Below are 24,482 nucleotides of genomic sequence, written 5' to 3' on the forward strand. Positions count from 1 at the left end.
TGCAAATGCTGGCGGGAAAAGTCCTCTCCGCCCGTGGATGTTTTTGACTCCCCATACACGCACGCCTGATCCAACATTGAATCATTCCTGCCACGTTCACTTCTGCACTGTCCGAGCACGGTAAAGCCTGACATCTCAGACTTTTGCAACTTCTGTCCGAACTCATGGTTTCTGTTCTCACTCATGTAGCACACTCATCCCTCAGCTTATTCGCCCGTCTTCGCTGATTGCGGGTCGCACTACGAGGAAACCCAATGATTCAACTGCTCACATTAGCAGATATTGCCGCGTTGTACTCACTCCTGCATTCGAATCTATTCTGATTGGGAACCTATAGGGTGAGTACCTTCGTAACGACCGACCGGCTTGCGGCACAATTTGTGCGCAACGGTGCAGCGGTACCCACTAGGACAAGATTCCCATTTCGTCCCATTTCAATTAATGTTCCCTCCCCGATATGCCGATAACACATCCAACTGTCCGGAGGATGCATGACTCAGTTGGTTCACGATCGGGAGTCATCACAGGCATACTCTGTGGGACCGTGGATGCGGACAGTAGCAGGAGCAATGTTATGTTTCTTTCTTCTTCTACAGAGCACCCACCTCGTGGCGCAGGCAACCAGTAACCCGCTATCGAGAGCGCGGACAGTCAGAATATTGGCGGTGGTGCAAGGTTCTCTCAGCATTAACGTGAAGAACATTCCACTCCGTTTCAATTTGTTTGACCCTGATGATCCCGGCGGAAAGACCCTTGTCTTTCCAATATCGACGACGTGGAATGTCAATCCACACGAAGTTCGCTCGGTTGAGTTGATCGGCTATTTCTCTGACCGTTTGCGGGCGCTTTCCAGTGAAGACGGTACAGCGGTCGCTGCTTCGGATGTGAAAGGTCGATTGAATGGCGGGGCGTTCAACTGCTTTGATCAATCCAACTTGGGTGGTCCCCCGGGCGGCAGCATGCGGCTATTCAGTGAGAGCATCGATCGCACAAATTCTCGGCGTACCCGTACGGACAACCTCGAACTGCAAGTTGATACTGTAGGCCATCCCAATCTGAGCAAGTCAATCTACAGCGGCGTATTAGTCCTTGAAGTTAGGCAGTTCTGATAGCAGATTCAACCCCTTGGCCACTACAGTGCCCCCTTGACGGGCGCGTCTGATAGCTCGAGTTCTGAGCGCTTGTGTTTTTGCGGTACCGGACGGGTATTACGCTCCACGATGATGACGATAGTCGGCGCGAGGTCCTCTGTCTCCGCCAAAACGGAGACCGGAGAGCGCACGATACGGTACAGCTGAGAGTTAAGCGACTGCTCTGGGATGATTGCCACCGGATACTGCTCGCCTCGACGAAATCGCAGGAAAAAACGGCCAGCACTATCCGAGTACGCATTCTGACCATCGACATGCACGCTGATACCCCAGACCGGGTTCCCCTGCGTGTCCTGTACCACTCCCTTGACCACGAACTTGGAGAATGCTGGAATGGCTTGCGTTGGACGTGCATCTGCGTCCTCTGCGTTCCTTCCCATACCAATCCCGTCTGCCCAGGCAGTATAGCGAACCTTCCCTGTTGGATCGACCATAGAATCAGTATGAACACTAATTCCATGAGAGAGCGGTACGTTCAAATTTACGGTCCAGATATGCAAGGAGGAACGCCCACCGAAACCGCCGGCTAACGTGGAGTACACCATGTCATGCTGGAGACCAAGTATGACTCGGTTGGAAAGGAATCTCCCCCCAAAGGTGAGATTGTTCGTGGTCCCCTGTCTTGAGATGCCCTGATTCAGTGACAGCCTAGGCGAGATCTTTTCCCGCAGGTTGCCAATGTAAATGTTGGTTGTTTCAGAGTTCAAGGTCATCCGCATAAGAGATCCGGAGGCCGCGACGCCCGTTGTAATATCGCGCGAAACGGTGAAGTCCTGTGTGCGCGACTCGATGCTCCCAGACTTGCTATTGGAGGCCGATGCGGAAAAATTGAAACCTTTAATGGCTGTAAATACGCTCACAGCGTCCATGCTGACGGTTCGTTGTTCCTCGCCGTTCTTTAGAACGGGCGAGAACAAGTTCTCATGCGAGAGTGAGAACCCTAGCCGGCGAAGCGGCTGATAACGAAATCGTACGTTGCTTCCCACGTGCTCTGGTGCATTGGCCGGAACACCGCCGATTCGCTGAAATGAGTGTCCCATCGCGCTGTAGCTTGCCGCAGCAAGGAATTTGCGCGAGGTGTACTGGGCTCCAGCAGAAAAGTACGGGCTGTTGTGACCAATACCGCCGCCAATGCTGAGCTTGAAATCTGGGGTGACGCTGTACTGCAGAGAGTGGATCGAGGTAGCCTCGTTTTGCATAATTGTGAATGAGCTCACGGCAAGCTTCGCGAACTGGCGCGAATAAAAGAAAGCAGCAGTCGATTGCTCGGTGTCAAAAGCACGGAAGAAGTTGTAGGAGCGCTCCCCGGCGGTTGCGCCTGCGAACGCCGTCCACGACTGGCGTTCACCACGTCGCGAAAGATAGATGCCACGCCCGGCAAAGTACCGGCTTCCATCGAAGATGTCGGTTTCGAGATTAATAGGCTGATACCGATCGCCAAGTCCGATGTCGTAATTATGATAATGCGCGCCCATATAGCCGCCAATGACCGCGCCATCGGAAAATCCCGCACCAAGCCATCCCTGCACTGGCGTCCACTTGTAATCGAGTTGGAAACCTGAGGCGCTCATAAGCGTAGACGTGCCCCCTTGTGCCCATATGGATTGGGCCACAACGGGTAAAGGCAAGCCTGCCAGAACCGTCAGCATGAGAAATAGCGCCAAGGGTTGCAGCATCTGCCATCCCGCAATCGAGCTGTGGGGCGTTGTAACCATTCGACCAAGGAGGACGCAAATTGCTAGAAGAAAACATGACTACTACTGAATGGCGACCTCTATCGAGAACCCGTCTTCGAAATTGACTTTGGCGGAGGATGCCTTCGATGCCACTCCCATCTCCTGCTTTATCCGGCGAGTAGCGTGCGGAAAGACCGGAAATCCACCGCTGTCGGCATTCTCATGGAAGCCACGCCAAGCAATACCCTCAACACGCGCGAGTTTGTCTGACCTGTTCTGGATCTGCAACAGATATTCACCGCTTTTTTCGCCGGGTAGCATTGTCGCGCTCACGTCGTCCTTCTTCAGCTTCTGCTTCTGGTACATATAGACGATGTGTGGCAGAACAAAATTAATACGCATCCGGTTGCGATCTGAAGCTGCCTGCGTGAGTGTACTCAGAATCGTGAACCAAGCATGTTGCCCACTGACGGTGGCCTTATAAAAAACCATGTGCGACTCGTGAGGAGCAATTACGAAGCTATTGGTTCCCATCTCCACTTTTATAGCCGGATCGGCGGCCTGGTACCCGAACTGTCCATTCTCGTCGACCGAAAAACCCTGTATTTCGACGATTACCGCAAGCGGAACGTCGCCATCGTTATGAAGCTCAAACATTCCCTGCGCCTTGCTGCCGCGGTACTCCGCGATGGGTGGGGTGATCGTTTGCCCCACCCCCACGGCTGACAGCAGAAAGAACAGGCAAGCAGCCTTGACTGAAATTCTAAGGTGCTTAAACACGGTCCACTCCAGACACGACTACGGCGTAACGTTTGCGTACACAGTGATCGTCCCAGTATAGGTATCGGCCTGCAGGGTTGTCGCAAGGCCAGAGAGTTGAAGATGCAATGTATCAACTCTGCTTCCTGCCTTGCGGTTTGTGCTACTGAGAGTGGTGCTACTAACGCTGGTTACGCTCCCTGGAGCGGCGCAACCAGCACCAGCGTTGATTGCCGCAAAGGTGGTTCCTGTGCTGGCGAGCACACTTGTGACGGGGATGCTGTCAGAGTTGCTCGGATCAGAGGCAGTCAAACCTGCGGAAGTCACTCCCGCGCAGACCGCGACGGATGTACGGCTGGGCTTCAGGTTCCAGGTAGTAGTGATGGTAAGGTCCTGGTTTGCGGTCGAAGTTGTGGCACCTGCAGCGATGGCAAACGCAGGGATGGCGCTGGCTGAAATTGTAAGGCTTTCGGCTTTCGTTGCAGTGATCGGAGTCGTTGCGGTCGCGGGGTTCGTGATCTGGGCAAAGGATGTGCCCACCAGCATCAGAGCCCCAAAAGTTAAATACAAGAATTTCTTCATCGATATCTCCTGGTTGGTTTTCAAGAAACTCAGGGCCATTGCATAAGCGCTAAATCGGAACCACAAGCACTCAAAAAGTTAGTGCATACAGGAAAGATGGTTCCGGTGTATGTATCCGGAGCAAGCGTATCCGAATACCCCGAAATCCGAATTGCTGGGGAATCGGTTCGACTGCCCGGTGTGAGCCATGAGATTGGGCCCCTTCCAATCAGTGTTGCGCCCACTACTCCACAGTTGGTTGAACCGCTCACAATGCTCGCGCCATTTACCTGCACTCTCGCCTGAGGAATGTTGTCCGTGTTTGTTCCAGTTCCGGTAAGTGGCGCATTCATGGACACACATACATTGATTGTGGAATTACCCGATAGCCATCCCCACTGCGAAGAAACTGTCAGTGTTTGCGATGGTGTAGGGTTTGCGGTCAATTGAAATGTTGAAAGGGGTGTCGAGGAAATGGTCAGGTACTGAAATTGAGCTGAAGCTGGCCTCGCCGTCAGAATTATTAGCAGCACTGCACCGATCAATGAACAGACGAACCGCAACCAGACCCACCTCCAGAGACACAGTTCTCCATCGACTCTTTGAGCAGAGTTACCTTTGGGCGCTCGACGGCCCATAAGGAACACAGACCTACTGAGGTCTGCATGCAGAGCTTCATTAGAATCAGATAAGCCGATTATTGCCAGATACCTCAAACAGGGTCAATTATCAACAGTAACCTTTCAAATGTTCTGGGTAACTACTACGTGGCAACCAGGACGATTCAGAGTATTGCTTGGCGGGACCCGATTAAGCACGGTAAGTATAGTGAATGGCGTCCGTTAACGATCTAATCCTGGTAACACATTTGGTAACAACCGCGCCCAACACTGCCGATTTTTGCCGGTTCTATTAGGTGGAAGATCGTTGCACGGAATTAGCGGAGTTGATTGCTGGCGACTTAAAATCCCCTCGCCTGATGCTTTGCGGATTAAATTAGGCTTGGATAGATTTCGCTAGCGTAGAGGAAGACAACCTCGGTGTGTCATGGGCCACTTGCGAGAATTCGTTAAGGTCGGGTAAGCAATCTATTCACGTTTTTAGAGATCACGAGACTGCCTCTCTCGTCATCTAAGTTATTGATTTGTCTTGGCGACGCAAGAGGCAGTGGCGAGGAGTTTTAATCGCTGTCACATCCAGGTACCAAGTTTTCAGCCCGGAAGCACACATCGCTCCCTTTTCCCTGTCCGAGTCGGATGGGGGAATCTTCCTCACGTGCCCACTTCAGTACGGTCCCAGACCTCTTCAATCTCAAGAGCTTGCATGCTTCCACGGCGGTAGTTGCTTGGCTCACAGCTCATACAGGCCTCCCTATGTCTGCCTCCAACGGAGTCATGACTACTCGGCTAGGCCGCCGCAATCCCAGTCATTGCTCCTCTTGGCCGATGTGAATTTGCGGATGTGTCGATCTATTTCTGAGTGGAATAAATTGCGTGCACGCCAAGAGGGCAGGAATCGACCTCCCCGAAATAGCATACTGGGCACAGCACGGAATCTAGCTCGAATGGAATGGTGCCGTCGACCCAATTGATATGTGTGAAGCGGGACATTCGAATTGCGACGCCAATGGTCTCTACAGCTTATTATCCGTTGATAGCCGTGCAAAACTATCGGCAATACTGCAGCAGTTAAAACAGCCGTACGGATTTGATATTCTCTTCACGCAATCGATAGCCAGTACTTTTAACGCGTCAGGGGGAGCAATTCTAAATCCTAGCGATGGACTGCCTTATTTCACAAATGTGCTGGTGCTTCAAGCTACCCCTGATGACGTTGTCAAACACGAGCTAGGCCATGGCTTTCAATTGTTTCATACGGGAATTTACCCAAGTACTCTTCTTGATCTAATGTGCGGAGATACCGGCGGGGGTATATGAACTCGATTGGAGTGTGATTGGTTGTCTGAATGGTGGAAATATCTCTCAATCAGAAATGCTCCAAGTCAAAAGTTTCTCGAAGACGTTGGTGCCCAATTTAGTGACATCCTAGGAGATGTTGATGAATTGCGTTAGAGCTTTTGTAAGTGGTTCTGGATGGGCCGCGGCTATCACACTGGTGAGCTCAGTGACGTATCTTGCGTGTGCTTATGCGCCCTTGGCGTCGTACGAGATGAGTTCGCCCCGATCGGCAACAGAATGTTCTGCTGTGCGGATGGGGATAACAATGGACGACGCGATGGCATCTTTTGATAGGGTAACGCCACCTTCTCGTCTTTATTACGAACCCCGAAGTGGAGAACTTATCTCCGCTAGAGCAGATGGCGAGTGTGTGGTCACGATCGGTGGTAACGATAGAACGGTGATTTCAGTACGGTTCAAGCAGCCCGAAAAGTCGCTGCTGGTTGAATAGGAGAAAATTCGTGCGGAACGTGAGCATACGGCACGTACTTCTAATGTCTCTCCTCGGGATTGTACTCTTCCTCACTCATGCGTTTAGAACCTCGTTAAAGTTTGAGGCATATCGAAAAATCCAGATAGGAATGTCAGAGGATGATGCAATCCAGCGCATGCTCGAGAAGCATGTATATTGCGAGTTTAAGGGAATACCAATCACTTCCGAAATTCCTACTTGTGAGTTCTCGGACTACTTTCGTAACTATCGTATTCAGTTCGATAAAATGCATCACGTATCCAGTATGAGTATTTCGTTCAAGAAAGGACGCAATCTCCTCTTTTAGTGCAACGAGTCAGCTTGATAACATATGCCGTTTTTCCGTCATCGATAAAGAGGGACGGACTGTTAGCGTTAGCGGTATTAAAGAGATATCCTCCGATGGCGTTTTTCCGACCGGAAGGTCTTTCCTATGATTGAGTCCGTAAATTTCTGCAGAAGCTGAGAAGTGGGGAGCGAGAGCAAGCCACTTGTGGCGTGACCTAATGGAATGGACCCATCCCGATGACACAATGAGCTGAGCAGCCAAGCATCGCTGCGGAGCTTGCATCGAGAGGAGAGATCCATGCAGGTCACTCCATCCTTCATTTTGGAGCTTTCGGGGAAATTCGACCATTTCGCTGGAATCAGCGATATGAAGGATCCTTGCAGTTGTTGCTTTCAGAGAAATTGCAGTGCGCCCTCTCCATTTGCCATATCTTGTGCCCTGCCCGACTGGGTTGATTGGCAAAATGCGCATTGCGCGCTTCGAAGTAAAGGTCAATAGCACTCATCGCGGCTTCGAGCGAAGGATAATCGCTATTATGGATCACTGCCTTCGCCATACCACTGAATACCGACTCAATGACGTTTAGGAATTGACCACCTGCAGGCAAAGGTGCAATCTCGACAGTGGGGTATCGGTTACCCGCGCTTTTGTTGATCTGCGCAAGATGAGCTTTCAACTTTCTTGATACGTGCCATGATGCTGCATCCCAGGACAGAAAGATTCTTCGGCGGCCACAGTACTTAGACCGCAGCAGATCGGCCATCTTTATCATTTCGTCCGTGTTCTTGCTACGAGAATAGAAGTGAGTAACCTGATTTGACTCAAGCTCCAGCGCAGCCGTGAGGATCAACCACCCTTTGGATTTTTGCCATTGAGGAACGGTATAGCCTTCGCCTGGTCCTACCCTCTTGCGGCCGCCCTTCTTCTTGATTGCAAATGGGCCGTACTCATCAATTGAGAAGAACGCTTCGTCAATCCTGAGGGTCTCCAATATTCTCTTGATTGCCTCGACTTTATTCGCGTAGTCGGGATCGGTACTGGTTAGCACGATCTTGGCTTTGCGCCATTTGAATCCGGAACTCTTGATGAGTCTTGCGATTCTTGCGTGCGACAAGCGATGCCCCTGCTGCCCAACAACTCGATACAAATCATCCAGTTTCCAGGAAGTGCGATTGATTCCAAAGTCGGCCGGTGGCCGGTGGAGCGTTGAGAACAGCAGCGCCTTGCAGTTGTCATCACTTAAACCAGGAGACAAAAGGCGAGGGTTTCGGTGTGGTCGTGAGCTGCGGTCGAGCACGCCCACTTTGCCTTCCTGCTGAAATCGGCGAACCCATTTAGAGGCAGTCTTGCAGCTTACATTGAATGTTGCTGCAGCGGCATTCAATCTCATGTTTTCGTACAGGACTCTTCGCGCTAACTCTTCTCGCAGAACCGGGGTAAGTCGAGCATTTTTGTGGATCTTCATGCTGCACTCTGGGCTCCATTCGTATCCCGCGAGCGGTCTATGAGCGTGTGGTTAGGAAAATGTTAGTCCGGTAGACTGTGAGCCTTACTGCCCTTCTGCTTGGGCCTTGGCCGCCGGGAGCCGCTCAGATGCAGCTTGGTCAGGAAGTATTGCGGAGCCCGTCTCCATGCCCGCAGTATATTGCGAGCATCACGGAAATTCACGCGAGTTCTGCTTTTAGCGGAAGGCGCGCAAAACCCACACCAAAATCCCGTGCCAATTCCCGTGCTGTTCACAGTGTTTTACGTCTAGAACAGGGTATTCCGTGCCATCTGATGCCTTGCAAGTTGTTCCATTTACGTAAGTTCGCGGATTCGATTCCTTCCGCGCTCACCATCTCCGCTGTTTTCGCGGTTTTCGCAACTCCAAGATCGATTCTTTGTGACCAAGTACGGAACCGAGTCGTAATCTACTTGCAAAATTCATTGTGAATTCAAAGACTTAACCAACGCCAATATTTTTGAGTCTTCAATAATTGTTAATGGCTCATGGCAGCAAGAATTCAAAATGGCTGAAACCATTCGAGCAGTTGGCTGAGGAACTCCGAAAGGAGCTTGGAGAAGAAAGGGTATTCCTTTGTTATATGGAGCACTCAAAACCGTCTTTGTATGATGTGGCGGAACCCATTGCAATTTGCGGCAAGGGACGAATTCGCATTTTGCCGCTGTTTATGGCCACCGGAAACCATCTCGAACAGGATATCCCCGCAGAGAGGGCGAGGATTCAGGACACCTTTCCGGAGCTACAGATCGAGTTGCTGCCTCCGGTCGGCGAACACCACTTGGTTTCAGAAGCAATGCACAAGGTAGCCCGGCAGTGTGTCACGAATCATGTACCACCGGCCTAGAGTTCAAGAAGAGGAATGACAAGAGCAAAGTAGTTCTGTTTCCTCTATCGCACGAAGCTGACGAACACTTGGTAACAAATTTGGTCACAACCACGCCCAAAATCGCCTAAGTTGCACTAAGTTCGAGGTGGGGAAATCGTTGAAACCATTTGGTTAGGGGTGGGGTGAGTGAATCAGTAGGTTGTAGCGCTAAGGGCCGGCCGCGCTTGTTCCGGCTTCCCCAAACTGACTCATCCGCAGAAGAGAAGCTCAGCATGGGAACAAGTCGAGAAAAAAGGAACAATAAGGGAACAATAACCCGAATTACCACCGCCTACAGGGCCTTTGGTAGCGACAGGGCCTTGGAATTCAATCGGTTGCGATTTCGAGACGAAATGGCATATCTCCGTTCGGGGATCTCCGCTTCGTACGGCGGGCAAATTCGTGACCGTTGCGTGACCAATCAACCGTCACAGAGGTCAACAGTACTTCACTGACCAACGGCGGACTGGTTCTCAACTGATTGCAATCACAGGGAAGTAGGCGATTAACGGAGTAGATAGCTGCGACTTAAAATCCTGGGCCGTTGGCGTTTGGCGCATGCCAACGGATTACATCTCGCAGTGTTCACCTAACGCATGGATTGGAACACCTTCATTTGCGTCCTATTTGCGGATCTTGCCCACAAATCTTCGGATTCTGCCGACGCAAGTGATTGATTTTCTTTGTGATCAAACGGAAGTCGAGCCACTCGTAATCCGTAGGTTCTCAGCATCTTCCACATGCTCACCTTTAGTCTCGTCTGCGTTGTGCTGTCATCTCGTTCGAAAGTCAGCCGGCAAAAGGCGATAACAAGGTAATAACGTGTCGGCTGAAATGGCAGGGAGTTCCTTTCCTGCGATAGCCTTGAGGGTATTGACAGACCTCAACCTCCCGGCTTCGTCAGGCACCCAGGCGTTCGTGAAAGTACCATAGGTTTGATCGCACTCTGCCGACCTTATCAGCCGCAGCTGAGTTGGCTGCGGTGACTCGATAATTCCGACCGGTATATCGGGGTGCTGGATGGGGCGCAGGTATAAGAGGCGTGCAAAAACAGGCTGCGACTTCTCGGATTTTACCCGCACAAGGAACTCTGTTTGGCTGCCACTAAACGAACTGTAAATGGCAACCCCACGCGCAAGGAACTGTACAGACATCTTTTGTGCCTTTTGAGCTGCAAAAGCGAAAGAGGCGAACAGGCAACACAACAACAGAAGAACGAAAAGTCGGAAGTAGAGTTTGCGTCGCATAGTGAAAGAACATTAGCAAAGGGGCGTGTCACACACTAGAAGAGTTTCGCGCAGGCTTTGTCGATGGTGCACTGTGAGTGTAGTTTTAGTTCAGTCCCTACTGGGAACTCAGCAATGCCGCAGCTCCGGCGGTCGCCACGTTCGGCGTTCGGCGGGTGTGTCATGTAGGCAGTCGCTTTATCGCAGGCTAGCATCGATTTCCGGAACCAGAGCCTACGAACTTATCTCGTGCATTCCTTTAGGTTTGAAACAGCGGACATTCCACTCTTTTGGCATTTCGAATCTCACGCAGACCGCAATCGCCGCTTGTGTCCGTTGAACACATGGATAGACGTCACATTTCTTAACTAAGTACAATCACTCATCCATTAGTTCGCACACTTCTGTGAATTGCTTCCCGAAAGATCCTGAACAATACTGCGCACACATATTGATTGTTGCTGGGGGAGCGACTATGCAGAGGGAATCTGTTGGCAAGAAGGGTCTCGAACCTTTCATACTCGTACTGGCATTACTTTTCTTGCTCGTAATTAGTCCCAGTTCGACCGCTCAGGTCTTAAACAGCTTGCAACAGGTCTTTCTGAAAGCAAATCAAGCTTTCTCTTCGCAACCTGGTATTTCTTCCGTTACGTTTAATGGCCAGGCTATTCGATATTTAGGACCGGCTAAGGAAAATGGCACCGTCACGCTCACAGCCCGCGCCGACGGCTCCTCGCTCGTATCGATTCAACTGGACTCGGGAAATCTGAGTCAAGCGCAAGATACCTTCGTCAATGGACAAGGTTGCTCCTGGGCTGGCCCAGACAATGTGATGCGACGCTCTTCGTCGCATAATTGCAAGATTCCTGTAGCGTGGTTTTTCCCGGAACTATCGCTCTTCAGCACTCAGCAACCGTCAAATGGAACGCTGAGCCTATCGACCAATCAATCGCAGCCGACTTTGCATTGGACGCCGATCATACGGTCAACTTCGGACAGATCTACTGCCGATTTACTTACAAAAGTTGGCTCTTACGATCTGCAGTTCGATTCTGCAAGTTACCTCCCCTCGTCTCTATGCTACGCGACACACCCTGACAACAACGCCGGTTTGGATATTCCAGTAAGGATCGCCTACTCGGATTACCGGAATATCAGCGGGGTAGCAGTCCCGTTCCACATCCAGCGATACGTCAACGGAGTTCTCTCGGTTGACATCACGTTGGCCAATGCAGTCGTAGCCTACTAGCACCAAAGGAACCTACATGAAAAGCCTAAGATACGTATTGCTGTTTCTTGTTGTCTTTGCTCTGGGCGGAATTGTTCTCGCTCAGGGCGGCAGAGGCCTTTACGCCTTTGGTCCCTTTGATACGCTGGGAATAGATTCGGTTAATCGTGGGAATTTGAATATCCACCTCTCGATTCCGATCATCAGTAAGACTGGCCGTGGAGGCAGTAACTTCACTTATTCGCTGGCCTACGACGGCATGGTGTGGAACACGGTTGCCGCGGATGGTTCGCCCATTTGGACACCTGCACTGAACTGGGGCTGGACGGATATTACCAACGCGCAGTACGGGTACGTGACTTACTCAAAAGAGATCAACGATTGCGAGATCCCGCCGGATGGATTGATTCTCAGCCAGGCGACGTACTCTAACTTCGTCTACCACGATAATAAAGGAAACTCCCACGGTATCCCCTATTCATATACCACGGCGTGCGGCAAAATGGGGCTGCCCCCAGGAACCTCTACTTTTCAACTTAGTGATAATTCTGGGTACACTTTATACCGTACCGGAGGAGTTTCTTTCATCGTCTTCACCGGTTACGGTGCGTATTTTAGCGTGCCGAGCACGGTAGGCTCCGCCGGTTATGGGAGCGCAACTTTCACAGACACGAACGGCAACCAAATTTCAGCTGCTGCGTCGTCCTCCTCTGCCACCTTTACTGACACGATGGGAAAGACCGTGCTCTCGGCGTCGGGTGCAGCGCCGAATGACGTGATTTATTCGTACACCGATCCGAATGGAACCGCGCAAACTGTTACAGTCAAGTATGGACTCTACACCGTTCAATCTAACTTCCCAGTATCGGGAATCCAGGCATACAGCCAATCAAACGTTCCGCTGGTAAACTCGATCGTTTATTCCGCGGACGCGAGCTCTTATTCTTTTACCTACGAGCAAATTCCCAATTCATCGGCGGTAACCGGCCGTCTCGCAAGCATCACACTTCGCACGGGTGGGACAATCAGCTACACGTATACCGGCGGCTACAACGGGATGAGCTCGGATGGTACGACGTCGGGTCTCACCCGGACCACCTCGGATGGCCAAACTACATACACGAGGTCAGGCAGCACAACGGTCAGAACCGACGCGAATGGAAATCAGACGCAGTACACGTTCTTGAATTCCGGTACCACGTATTACGAGACAGATCGAGCGAGTTACACAGGCTCAGTCGGCGGCACGCTATTGCAGGAAGTGAAGACGTGCTACAACGATCAGACCTCCGGTTGCCCCAACAACTCAGTTTCCTCGGCGATTTCTTTTCTTTCCGCCACTGCTTACCAGAATGGGATTAACGTAAGCACGCAAAAACAGTGGTACAGCGGCCCAGAACTTCTGACGCAAACACAAGACGTAATTACAGGCCTGACCACGCAGTACGCCTACAACACTTACACTGGCCCGTACAACATTCCCTTCTATCGCGTGGCTTCTCAGGTTTCGACCTTGGGAAGCTCGACGGTGGCACAAACAACATACGGGTACGACGAAGGTACCCCTACCCCCACCTCGGGACTGCCGCAACACGTCGCTGTGAGTACCACTCGCGGGAATCTGACCTCTCAGCATGCATACACGGACAGTTCGATCTACGATACGATTGACAGCTATTTCACTTACGACGATGCTGGCACTGTCCTGACGAGCTCTCAAACAGGCAAAGGCGTCACCAGATACGGATACGATTCGACGGATGCACTCCTCACCAGCATTGCCCTGCCAACGCCAGCAAGCGGCGTGGCGATGACCACAACTATCGGCTACAATTCATCCAATTTATACACTGGCTTGCCTTCGACCGTAACCGATCCGAACGGGGCCACCCAAACGCTCACATATGATGGAATGCTTCGTGTCCTCGAAAGCGACGTTTCTGACGCAAGCGGCCATTTAGTGGGGCGGACATCGTACACGTACTCGACACCGACCGCCTATGGTGTCTATGCATATCAAAATTCGTCAGCATATACAGATTCTGAGTACGTACTAGACGCATACGGGCGACAGATTCACTCAGCAATAAGTAATGGGCAAAGCGGGTCGGGATGGGATCTGCACGACACATGCTATGACGCCGTGGGCAATGTCAATTTCCAGTCGTATAACTACCAGGGGACCGGCGTGCCTAGCTCGCCAGTTTGTACGAATTACGGCGATCACTACACTCGCGATGCCATTGGCCGGGTCACCAAGCTGACACACGCGGACAGTTCTTCTTACATTAGCTACGCCTATAACGGTCGTGCAGTCCAAACCACCGACGAGAACGGAGTAAGCAGAATATCTCAAGCCTATGGAACAAATTCTTCCGTTTGCGAGATCTCTGCTACCAACAACATGCCAGGTTCAGGATCATCGGGTTCATGTGGAATGGACATTTCCGGAACTGGATTCCTGACAAACTATACAACTGATCTGGCTAATCATAAGTTGACTGTTACTCAGGGCGCGCAAACTCGGCTCTTCCAACAGGATTGGAGCGGACGCGCGATCCTGGTTCAGGAGCCGGAAGCGGGCCAAACGACATATTCATACAGCTACACTACCAACGGATTGGTAGTTACGCGGCAACGCCCGAAGGCTAATCAGACGAATGCGAGCACGTTAACTACAACAACCACGCAATACGACCTTCTTGGACGACCACTCAGCGTGTCGTATTCGGACGGTACTCCGACGAAAACGTTCAGCTATGATTCGGCGACCGCATTTAGTATAAGCACTGGGTCTTCGAAGGGACAGCTTGTGAGTGTCTCACTTCCAACTGGAGTTGCGGAGGCGTTTTCCTATGATCCACAAGGCCGAGTAATCCAGACGTACCAGAAACTCCCCTCAGGCGCCAGCGTGACAGGTAACTATACCTACGATGAGGTTGGTAATCTGACTTCCTCGACTGATGCGGCGGGCGTGACTACCTCTTACACTTATACGAGGCATAATAAGGTTCAGTCGGTTTCAAGCTCTCTGAACGATTCAACGCATCCGGGCTCTCTCATTAAGAATGTTCAATACGGCCCGTTCGGACCCACGGGCTATCAACTTGGAAATGGTCTCACGGCCGTACGGTTCAATGATCCATACGGGAACACTGGTGCATGGTTCTGTCAGGACTCGACACAGCAGTATTGTGCAGGCGGTACACAGATTTACGCTTTCACGACAGCGCAACGAGGAGCCCGTATAACGAGCACGTGCGACACAGTCAATGGGTGTTACAACTATGGATACGATGAATTCAATCGGCTCGTAGCGGTAACTTCCGGTTCTCAACAGGCGTTTACGTTCGTCTATGACAGATGGGGAAACCGTTGGCTGCAGAATGCTCTGCTTGGGGGCTACTCACCGCAATATTCGTTCAACACAGCGAACAACCAAATAACAGGTTTTACTTACGATGCCGCGGGCAATCTTACAAACGATACCGTACACGCCTACGCCTATGATGCGGAAGGGAATCAGACGCTGGTCGATGGTGGAAGTACCGCGCAGTACACGTACGATGCATTAAATCAACGGGTGCGTATCGATCAAGCTGGCTCCGGGCAAGAATTTGCCTTCGACCCATCCGGAAAGAGGAGGTCCATTTGGAATCCCACTGCAGGACAAATTCAGGGCCAGTCATATTGGGGAGCAATGCCCATGTACTTCTATTCGGGGGGCATCGGGCATTTCCAACACCAGGATTGGTTGGGCACCGAGCGAGCGCGGACCAAGTACGACGGAAGCCTAGAAGGAACCTTTAGCTCAGCGCCGTTCGGAGATTCATTGGGAGTCGCTGGATCTGACAACGATCAGTACCACTTTGCTCAACTCGATCATGACCTGTCCAACATAGATCATGCTCAGTATCGGCAGTATGGCAATGTGCAGGGGAGATGGTTTTCTCCAGATCCGTTCAGTGGCAGTTACGATTTTTCAAACCCGCAGAGTTTAAATCGTTATGCATATGTACTCAACAATCCTTCAAGCCTCACTGATCCTTCCGGAATGTTGGTGCAAGCGTGTGGAGGAACAGATAACGGGAACTGCCCTATTTATGGTACCGGTAGCGGACCAACTGGAGGCTGTACAGTAGACGGGCTGCCCTGTAGTACAGTCCTCGGATTTGGTTCCGGTCTGGGGAGTAATATGATTTCAGGAGTTACCCCAGTGGGGTGCTACGGTCCAGTGTGTTCCTACAACGGAATACTCTACACCTATGGGAATGGATCGAGTGCGTGGTCGGCCTGTAGCGGGGTCGTATCAACAGGAACCGGTTTCACAATTTATTGTTATGTCACAGAGTTTCAACTAGCTGGCGTTACCACGACCCTCTCCAACTCGGCTGGGTCAGGAACCGGAAGTACCTGGGGAGGGACCTTCGTAAGCTCGTTCCTAACTTTTGCAGGCGGGCCTGGTGGCGTGCCAACCTGTGCCGGGCAGGCTCTAAATACAGTCGTCAACGACGTTAACCCTTTCCCCTCTAACACTAATCCAAGCGGTACGGACTGGGCGACCGCCGCTTCTCAAACAGTTGCGAAAGTCACATCGATGGCATTTTGGAGTCAAGCCATGAGCTACGCCGGATCAAGAGGCCTTACAGTGCCCTTGCGGTCGAGCGTTTTCCGGGGATTAGTCTCGACTTCTGCCGAGTTAGGACAGTTGTCAGAGGGAGCCACAATTCCTGTCATTATAGGGGCAGGTCACTCAATTTACGCGACCTCAGCCTCAGCTAGAAGTGGGGGCTGTGCTGCCGCCTTTCCGGTATTTTAGGAGATTATTTTATGAGGCAGGGTTGTAGGGACAACTTGCTATACCTCTCAGCGGGGCTGGGGGCAGTTCTGATAGTAGTCGCTCCTTTGATCTACTTTGATAGCAGAGGACGTCCTATTCCGGAGTTTCCTCTCGCAACTATTTCAATAATTGGAACAACCTTGTTCCTCTGTGGAAGCATTGTGAGAGGATTGCTAAGGAGGCATCTTGGCATTTTGCGATGCCTGCCAGTGATAGCTCTTTCAGGTCTAGTGCATGTGTTTCTCTTCGTGTGGATATCTTGCGTCATAGGTCGTACCCTGCTTCTTGCCATGGCACTCGGAGCCGGTCTCGAAAGTGTGTTGTGGCTCCAATTAATTGAATGGCTCAGGAAGCGTAATGGGCACATCGGTTAAATGGGTCAAAAGACGAGGGAATCTTTTCCAAAGGGCTACCTTGAGGTTAGGTCTGATCGTCGTTTTACTAGTGGGCTGCAGAAGGCTAAGCAAACCGCCAACGAGACTTCCTTCTGGAGTGCCCCGATACCCGAAAGCTGTACCAGAGGAAAGTAGAGGTAAGCTGGCAGGCGAGGTCCTCGTGACGCGCACGGTTGGAGACACAATTTATTTGCGTCCTGTTTGCGGATTCTGATCCAAATTTCCGGATTCTTCCACTCCATCTTGTTGATTCCTTTTGCAATCAACGTCGCTGGAATCACTCATAATCCGTAGGTCAGTGGTTCGAGTCCACTCGCCGCCACCAGAGCACTCGATTGACACACCAGAATCGCCGCGGCTGACGTCGGCCACATTCCTGATAACATTTCAGCCTCCAACGCCTCTTATGGGGACGGGTAGCTATTAGGAAGGAATATCGTCCCTCGTAAAGGAGAAGGGTCAAATGTGGTTATTTCGCCCTGGACTGCGGGCTGTGCGCCTATATTACGCATCAAGGTGGCTGTATGGTCATCGGTTGAAAGTGATAGCGATCCTCCTTTACAACCTGAACCTGATGCTCAATGGATGCGAAATTTCCTATCTTGCGGAGATTGGACAGGGGCTACGGATTTATCACCCTGTGGGCATTGTCGTCGGCCTTGTGCGCGCAGGGAAGAATCTTACGCTCGGGCAAAATTGCACGATTGGAAATAGGGATGAGCGTGTACGAAATGGCAGAACGACTCCCATCATTGGCGATGGCGTGATCATCAACGCTGGAGCTGCTGTCCTTGGTCCGATCTCGTTGGGCGATGGTGTGGTTGTAGGTGTAAACGCCGTAGTGATACATGACTGCCCGGAAAACTCTGTGATGGTAGGCATTCCAGCTCGGCGCCTCGAACGAAACCACGGGACACATTCGGAAATATAACGAAAGGTGGCTTCGGTACCAGGCTGCTGGCGGGTACTCCCACTGACGGCATCGTGATGGAAGGCCGGGTAGGAAGGTCATCGAAGACATCGAGCTTTTCCTAAACGTGGCGAGCGGAGCTCGTCGAGGATCAGGCGATCACCTGCCCCGGCTTCTGCTGAGGCCTTGCGTCCTCAGGCTGCCATACGTGGCGCTCTGGTGTTTGGTTTTCTGTTGTCGGAGATGGCGGGGCGATTGGAATGTCGTTCCTGCCGCATCTCGGCGACAATGGCGTAGACAATCAGCGCCATCACAAACGTGGCCATCACTAACGCTGCTATTGCTCCCATGATGCCCTCCTCTCAGAATCTCAAAGCAAACGTGCTTTATCACACGGTGAGGGGTTCACAACGGAAAAATCGTACTCTGCTCCCAAAATGGCTTGTGGCGGTTAATTGTTCGGCAAACAGATGTTCGGCAAACGGCCCGAGAGTCGGAAGAATGCCAACTCTGGGTACCTTGCTCGTGTTACGGAAGGTTTTGCTGCTGTGCCCGCAAGTGGGAACTGTCCACAACTCGACATTCGAGCAAAAGCAACTACCCCGCCTAAGCGGAGCTTGGACGGGGCACATGCATGCAGTGATTAGAGAGGTGGGCGGCATTTAGAGCAGTCCGTACACCGCTACCTGGCCATTGCCGCCGAGGTAAACCTTGCCGTTGAGGACGACAGGGACGGCGAAGCGAATTCCGGGAGGGCCCTGGTCGCGCGAGGCGTTCTGGCGGGTGTTGTAGAGCTCGGTTTTGAGATCGGCGGTATAGGCGTAGAGATATGCGGCAGGGCCGGAGTTTTGCTGGACCCAAACGATGCCATTGGTGGTTCCGTTGGACGAGATGGTCGGCGTAGGGCCGGGGAATGTGAAGGTCATCGTCGTTTCGGAAGTAGGAGAGCTTGAAAGGAGGCCGTTGGTGAAGGTGAAGGCCTTGAGATGGTCGTTGAGACTGGTGGTGTAGTAGGTTCCATTCCAATAGGCGGGAGACGAACGGACGTACTGCAATACGGCATTTGGAACGGTTTGCACGGCGTGGCTGTCGTCGCCAGCGTGGTATTTGCCCATGTTGTCGCGGTTGATGGAATAGATGGTGCCGTCCTTTCCGGTAGAGAGGACGAGGTGCGGGAAGGTTGCGGAAGGCTGATCGACGACAATGGCGGCTCCGCTCCCGAGATCCATGTCGTAGTCGTTCTGCTTGAGCGCGTCGTAGGGTTCGAAGAAGTCAACGAGATCGAGCGATGTGGTGGACGAGCCGAACTTGAGGAAACCGTTGGAGTAGGATTTCCCGCCAGTGTCGGCAGTGAGCGCGCCGTTACCGATGGTGACGTACACGTTTCCGGCGGAGTCGGCAGCAGGACCTCCACCGCTCATCCAGATGCCGGAGCCGCCGTTCTCGGTAATGAGGCTGTTGTTGCGCAGACCGTCGGGTGTGGTGCAGAAGACGCCGACGCGCTGAAGGGTGTCAGCTTTGTAGGAGATCACCCAGCCGTGATACGGGGTGCGGTCATTGTGAGATCCCCACGCGATGTAAACGAGGCCGTTGGCGAGGAGAAGTCCGGGACGCTGATTCTGAATGCCGGGGTCGAAGTTGATCACGCCGTTGACGGCATCGGGTGTGGTGCCGGGAACACTGGCTTGAATGGTGACGGGGCTGCCGGTTTTCTCGCTGCCGTTGTGAATGTCGAGGGCGTGCAGTTTCTGAATGTGCTTGCCGTTCTCAAGAGTGCGCGCGACGAGATAAATGGTGCCGGTGTTGGGATCGATGGCGGGCGTGCCGGTGATGCCTATCTCAGGATTGAAGCAGCAGGCAAAGTCGCGTTCCGAGCCGACGGGAAAAGTGGTGATTCCGTTGGCGGGGTCGATGAAACTGACCTGCCAGATGGGCGCTTGCTTGCTGTCGGCGTCAAAGGCGTACAGGCTGTCGTGTTCGGTGGCGACAATGAGCAGATTCCTCTTGGTGCCATTGATGTCAACGCCAGTGGCGACGAGGGGCTGCGCGTACACTTCTCCATCGACGTCATATGAGAATTTCTTGCCGAACTGATTGACGTTGACGTTGGCGGGAGTGAGTGTGGTTTCCGCGATGTATGCGCCCGTGCGTGTGTTATCGCCATGCCAGGTGAGCGATCCGCCGATGGGAGTGGGGGTGTCGCCTCCCTTGCCGCTACCGCCACCGGTGCCTCCGCCGCTGCCGCTACCGCTACCAATGTTGGAGGTGGTGCTGCTACCGCCAGTGCCGCAACTGAGCAGAAGTGCGATTGCAATAAGCGAAATGACAGATAGAGAAATCCGTCGCATGTACCCCACCTCGGCCATATAGGAAAGCTGTTCCGATAGCAGGGTTGCTTAAGAGAGTACCCGGTACGGCACACTTTGTGTTTCCTTCACGGTAAAACATTGAATTACAGTAACAATTCAGAGCTGACTTGCATCTGCACCATCATGCGTTGCGAGCCCCGATGGCGCATGGATGGTGGTCGGGGATATCTAGCGGATGAGCGGTGCGGCCACGCTGATGCGCACACAAATCGTTGGAGTAGCCGAAGCTGGAATGGCTGGAGCGAATATGAGCGGTAGAGATTTCAAAAAGAGAATTCTGGTTGTAGATGATGAGCCGATGGTTCTTGAAGTAATGTCGGAAATGCTTTTGAGCCAAGGTTTTGCAGTACGCACCGCTGATGATGGTTTCGCCGCACTAATCAAGCTGCGACAGACATTGCCTGACCTCATTATTTCTGACCTGCGCATGCCTAACATGTCAGGCTTTGAGTTGTTGTCGGTGGTGAGGAGGCGGTTTCCTCACATCCCGGTGATCGCCATCAGCGGAGAATTTCTAGCGGGCGGGAAGGCACCAGGGCTCCTTATGGATGAGTTTCTGCAAAAGGGGAGCTACACGCCGCAACAGCTTTTCGAGACCATTGGACGCCTCATCTCTGAGTCTCCGATCCGACCGCATGCGCCGAAGGGCGACAAGGCTCCGCTGTGGATTCCGAGGCGGGAGGCGGGCTACGTGGTGATCGTGTGTCCGGAGTGTCTCCGCTCGTTTTCAGCTGAAGATAGCTCTACGGGAACGGAGGTCCACAACGCGGATTGTCCGTCGTGCGGCTCGCATGTTCAGTACCTGGTGGACTCAGCCGTATTGGAAGTGCTGGCACGGAAGAAAAAGAAAGAGTAAGGATGAGAGAGTCCTGAGCCAGGTGTGGAACGCGAAGTTCGGCGGCGAAGAGAATCAAGTTAGATAGAGCTAGCGATTCAAGAAGAGAGGAAGAGGGCCATCTGAGTGGATCAGATGGCCCATGTGTTTTGTTGGATCAATGTCCGTCGAGGCAGCCGTTTTGTCCGGAGCTGTTGGGGTAGCCGGTGCCGGCGGTGTAGGCATTGTTAGACCACTCACCCTGAATCTTCCACTTGCTGCCGTTGGAGAAGGTGACCGAGGGGACGTTGAAGGTCCACGCGCATTTGTCGCCGTTCTCAGCGCCGGAGGAGTCATACCAGGCGCCGGGGCTGGCAGGGTCGGTGCGGGCCTCGGAGAGTTCGTGGCCGGAGACGTTGGCAAGGGCGGCAAGTCCCTGCGAGTGTCCAGTAGTGGTGTCCTGCGGATCGCAGCCCGGGTCGCCATCGAGTTTCCAGAAGAAGGCGAACTGAACGACGGTGGTGCTGGTGCCGCAGGTGCCAGCGCTATGCCATGCGCAATAGTTGGCGTTGCCGCGAGGGAGATCGGTGTACACGGCGTAGTAGCCGTTGCCCGCGGTATTCGGCGTCACCATCTTGCAGACCTCGGCGAGGATGGCGGAGGTGGAGTTTCCGCCGGAGGCCGCGGAGGTGTCGATGAGATGTCCGAGATAGGAGGTGGTGGGGCCGACCTGACCGTTGCTGCCAGTGTATTCGTCGGAGGTCTTGGAGTAATTGGAATTGCTGAAACCGGTGTACCAATCGTCAATGCCAGTGATCTTGTCTCCGGTGTAGTTGGCCCAACTGGTGCCCCAGAAGATGGCCTGGGTGACGGCGGTGTTCATGATCTTGCCGCCGTGGTAGGTCATGTTAGCGGATTTTGAGGGCCGTCGGGAGGCCTGGAACTGGCGCGTCCAATGGATGCCCAGCATGGGCGGCTCGTTCTGCTTGATCAGAATCTCGGGCTTGGTGTCTCTACGGGCGTTGTTGTCGGCTTGAGCAAAGGCGACGGTGCTGGCGAACAAAACGATGGGTACGGCGATCCACTTCATAGAACTCCTCCACGGCATTGACACAGTTTGGGTTGAAAAAAGAACTGAAGGGCCTGACAGCGATTAGTAGAAAAGACTGCTCATAGTCTTGCGCGAGCAATCTGGTGTCGATGCGTTGAGGCACTGTTGAAGTAAGGTCGAGTGCGGGACCCCCGGGTAGCAGCTTCCTTCCTGAGATGCATAACTCGGCATAATCGCAACCATAAATAATTTGAATTTCCGTAATGGCGGAGGGCTGCGATAGGGTACAGGAACTTAGTTGTGCCGATTTTGCAGCGTGCGGATGTACGCGCGGTAGTTGGGGCAGAGAAAAGAAACAGAATGGTTGTGCGGTGAGGACCGTGCGCCGAATCGGCAGCAGTAGAAGTGTTTGTTCAGGCTGAATTGTTCAGCGACGATGTGGTGCGTCCATTGCTGATGCGCGCGGTTGGCGCGTCTGCGATGTGGCGCGTCAATGTTTGTAATCTGGGTTTGTAACCTGGGTCAGTAACCCGGGTCTGTAATCTGGTTCGCGCGAACCGGACGAGGCTGTTCGCTTGCGTCCGGCACTGCAATGCGGACCGGCGCACAGGTGCAATCTATGGGCGATACGTTCGGTGTTTCGCCCCATAGCCTGTTCTGCTGCGCGGGCTTATCCTGCTTGCCTGAAGTAATCAAAACGACAACTGACTCGCAGACCTGAGGCGCACGCCGTATTTGCGGATAGGAATGCGGATTTAGGCCAGAGAAGATTTTGCGCTGCAGGGCGAAACTAGCTTGTCGGAATCGTGTTTAGGTTGATATCCGATCCGAGTCGGTTCGAGCGGGTTGAGCAGGAGTGATTCTTTATGAAATCTGATATGAACGGTGCCGGGTTTGCGGGAGAAATACTGGATGGAATCATGCAGCCGGTGCCCTCAGCACCCGCGGGTCACAGAATCGGACAATGGATTCGAAGGGGACTGGCAACGACGCTGAGCGCCTTGATGATTGCGGTGCCGATGGGACAGCAGGCATTTGCGCAGGATGGCGGTTATGGGCCCCTTCCGGGAACGGCCGCGCAGGCGCAGGGACAACCGCTTGCAGACGAGCAACTGGATCAGCTGGTAGCTCCGATTGCGCTGTATCCTGACGCGCTGGTGGCGCAGGTCCTGGTGGCGGCGACGTATCCGCAGCAGGTGGTGGAAGCCGATCGCTGGCGCGCATCGATGGGGAACGCTCCGGCGGAGCAGATTGCGGCAGGCGCGGACGCGCATGGAAACTGGGATCCGAGCATCAAGTCTCTGACGGCGTTTCCAAGCGTGCTGGCGCAGATGGATCGCAACCTGCAATGGACGACCGACTTGGGCAACGCTTATTACAACCAGCCGCAGGACGTGATGGACTCGATCCAGTCGATGCGCGAGAGAGCGTACTCGGCAGGACAGTTGCGCAACACTCCGCAACAGGTGGTGACGCAGCAGGAAGGCGCGATCGCGATTGCTCCGGCGAATCCGGCGGTGGTGTATGTGCCGGTGTATAACCCGTGGGTAGTGTATGGCGCGCCGCTGGCAGTGTATCCGGGCTTCTATTATGTCCGGCCGGCGGGAGCGGTTTTCGTGGGCGGGCTGGCGATTGGATTCGGCATCGGCATTGGCGTTGCGACGTTTGCGCACTGGGGCTGGGGCTGGCACCGCTGGGGATGCGGCTGGCACGATCACGCAGTGGTTTACAACCACACGACTTACATCACGCACAGCACGACGGTGATCAATCGCGGATTCTATCGTCCGGGTGCACCGGGGCATTATCACGGCGGACGTGGACCCTTTGTCAGAGCGGGCGCGCCGTTTCATCCAGGTGCAGGCCGTCCTGACTTTGGACGTCCGGGGATGGGATATCGCGGAGGACCGGTTCGTCCCAACATGGCGCGGCCAGTGAATAATGTGGCGCGTCCGGTGGCTCGCCCGGCGGGCAACTACGGACATCCGAATGCATATGCTCGTCCGGTGGGCGGCGGCAATGCTCACGCAGAAGCCTTCCATGGCAATGCAGCCCCTCGTGGTGAGGCCTTCCACGGTAACGCAGCTCCTCGTGGCGGTGGCGCTCCGGCGGTTCATGGCGGGGGCAATGTCGGTCACGGCGGTGGTGAATCGCACGGTGGTGGCGGAAATCATGGCGGCGGCGAAGCGCGCGGTGGCGGTGGAAATCATGGCGGTCATGAAGGGGGACACGAAGGACACGGTCGCTGATCGCGTTGAGTACCCAGAGTTGGAAAAACGCCAACTCCGGGCCACCTGAGAATCATGGAGGGAGGCTGAAACGGCCTCCCTTCTTTTGTGCGAAAACATGCAGCGCGGCTTGCGAGCAAGCCGATTGGAAGTGTTATTATTTGAACAACTCTGCTCCCTCCT

Annotated in this window: 14 protein-coding genes; 7 read left to right on the plus strand and 7 right to left on the minus strand. The window is 53.3% G+C overall.

From position 1 onward, the window contains the following. Positions 1-491 precede the first annotated feature (491 nt). The gene (locus AC6IY8_RS18150) at positions 492-1,109 is read left to right on the plus strand and encodes a hypothetical protein (protein ID WP_497776158.1); all 618 of its coding nucleotides are present in this window, start codon (positions 492-494) and stop codon (positions 1,107-1,109) included. 23 nt (positions 1,110-1,132) lie between these two features. On the opposite strand, the gene AC6IY8_RS18155 is transcribed toward AC6IY8_RS18150, so the two are convergent. From AC6IY8_RS18155 to AC6IY8_RS18170, 4 genes are all read right to left on the minus strand, one after another. Further along, complete coding sequence (locus tag AC6IY8_RS18155; protein ID WP_497776160.1) at positions 1,133-2,722, minus strand: hypothetical protein; 1,590 nt, start codon at positions 2,720-2,722, stop codon at positions 1,133-1,135. A 186-nt stretch (positions 2,723-2,908) separates the two neighbouring features. Next, positions 2,909-3,607, minus strand: a complete 699-nt coding sequence (locus AC6IY8_RS18160; RefSeq protein ID WP_497776162.1) for a hypothetical protein — start codon at positions 3,605-3,607, stop codon at positions 2,909-2,911. An 18-nt stretch (positions 3,608-3,625) separates the two neighbouring features. Further along, complete coding sequence (locus tag AC6IY8_RS18165; RefSeq protein WP_497776164.1) at positions 3,626-4,168, minus strand: hypothetical protein; 543 nt, start codon at positions 4,166-4,168, stop codon at positions 3,626-3,628. 3,056 nt (positions 4,169-7,224) lie between these two features. Next, positions 7,225-8,331, minus strand: a complete 1,107-nt coding sequence (locus tag AC6IY8_RS18170; RefSeq protein WP_497776165.1) for an IS630 family transposase — start codon at positions 8,329-8,331, stop codon at positions 7,225-7,227. A gap of 520 nt (positions 8,332-8,851) precedes the next feature. Between AC6IY8_RS18170 and AC6IY8_RS18175 the strand changes: the two genes are divergently transcribed. The 4 genes from AC6IY8_RS18175 to AC6IY8_RS18190 all read left to right on the plus strand — a co-directional run bounded on the left by AC6IY8_RS18175 (position 8,852) and on the right by AC6IY8_RS18190 (position 17,858). Continuing rightward, positions 8,852-9,217, plus strand: a complete 366-nt coding sequence (locus tag AC6IY8_RS18175; protein WP_497776166.1) for a sirohydrochlorin chelatase — start codon at positions 8,852-8,854, stop codon at positions 9,215-9,217. A gap of 1,722 nt (positions 9,218-10,939) precedes the next feature. Then, positions 10,940-11,713 (plus strand): hypothetical protein, encoded by a 774-nt coding sequence (locus tag AC6IY8_RS18180; RefSeq protein WP_497776167.1) that lies wholly within the window; start codon positions 10,940-10,942, stop codon positions 11,711-11,713. A 16-nt stretch (positions 11,714-11,729) separates the two neighbouring features. Then, a complete protein-coding gene (locus tag AC6IY8_RS18185; protein WP_497776168.1) occupies positions 11,730-16,511 on the plus strand; it encodes an RHS repeat domain-containing protein in 4,782 nt (1,593 codons plus the stop codon). Positions 16,512-17,390: 879 nt separating this feature from the next. Next, the gene (locus AC6IY8_RS18190; RefSeq protein ID WP_497776170.1) at positions 17,391-17,858 is read left to right on the plus strand and encodes a serine O-acetyltransferase; all 468 of its coding nucleotides are present in this window, start codon (positions 17,391-17,393) and stop codon (positions 17,856-17,858) included. Positions 17,859-18,031: 173 nt separating this feature from the next. Here the strand turns inward: AC6IY8_RS18190 and AC6IY8_RS18195 are convergent, their stop codons facing one another. After that, the gene (locus tag AC6IY8_RS18195) at positions 18,032-18,187 is read right to left on the minus strand and encodes a hypothetical protein (protein WP_497776172.1); all 156 of its coding nucleotides are present in this window, start codon (positions 18,185-18,187) and stop codon (positions 18,032-18,034) included. A gap of 312 nt (positions 18,188-18,499) precedes the next feature. Continuing rightward, complete coding sequence (locus AC6IY8_RS18200; protein WP_497776173.1) at positions 18,500-20,185, minus strand: pyrrolo-quinoline quinone; 1,686 nt, start codon at positions 20,183-20,185, stop codon at positions 18,500-18,502. 196 nt (positions 20,186-20,381) lie between these two features. On the opposite strand from AC6IY8_RS18200, the gene AC6IY8_RS18205 reads away from it, so the two are divergent. After that, complete coding sequence (locus tag AC6IY8_RS18205) at positions 20,382-21,062, plus strand: response regulator (protein ID WP_497776174.1); 681 nt, start codon at positions 20,382-20,384, stop codon at positions 21,060-21,062. A 136-nt stretch (positions 21,063-21,198) separates the two neighbouring features. Here the strand turns inward: AC6IY8_RS18205 and AC6IY8_RS18210 are convergent, their stop codons facing one another. Beyond that, positions 21,199-22,110 (minus strand): hypothetical protein, encoded by a 912-nt coding sequence (locus AC6IY8_RS18210; protein WP_497776176.1) that lies wholly within the window; start codon positions 22,108-22,110, stop codon positions 21,199-21,201. 827 nt (positions 22,111-22,937) lie between these two features. Here AC6IY8_RS18210 and AC6IY8_RS18215 point away from each other — a divergent pair. Further along, on the plus strand, positions 22,938-24,320 hold the full coding sequence (locus tag AC6IY8_RS18215) for a DUF3300 domain-containing protein (RefSeq protein WP_497776178.1): 1,383 nt from the start codon (positions 22,938-22,940) through the stop codon (positions 24,318-24,320). Positions 24,321-24,482 lie beyond the last annotated feature (162 nt).

The sequence above is a fragment of the Koromonas soli genome (genome assembly GCF_059726265.1).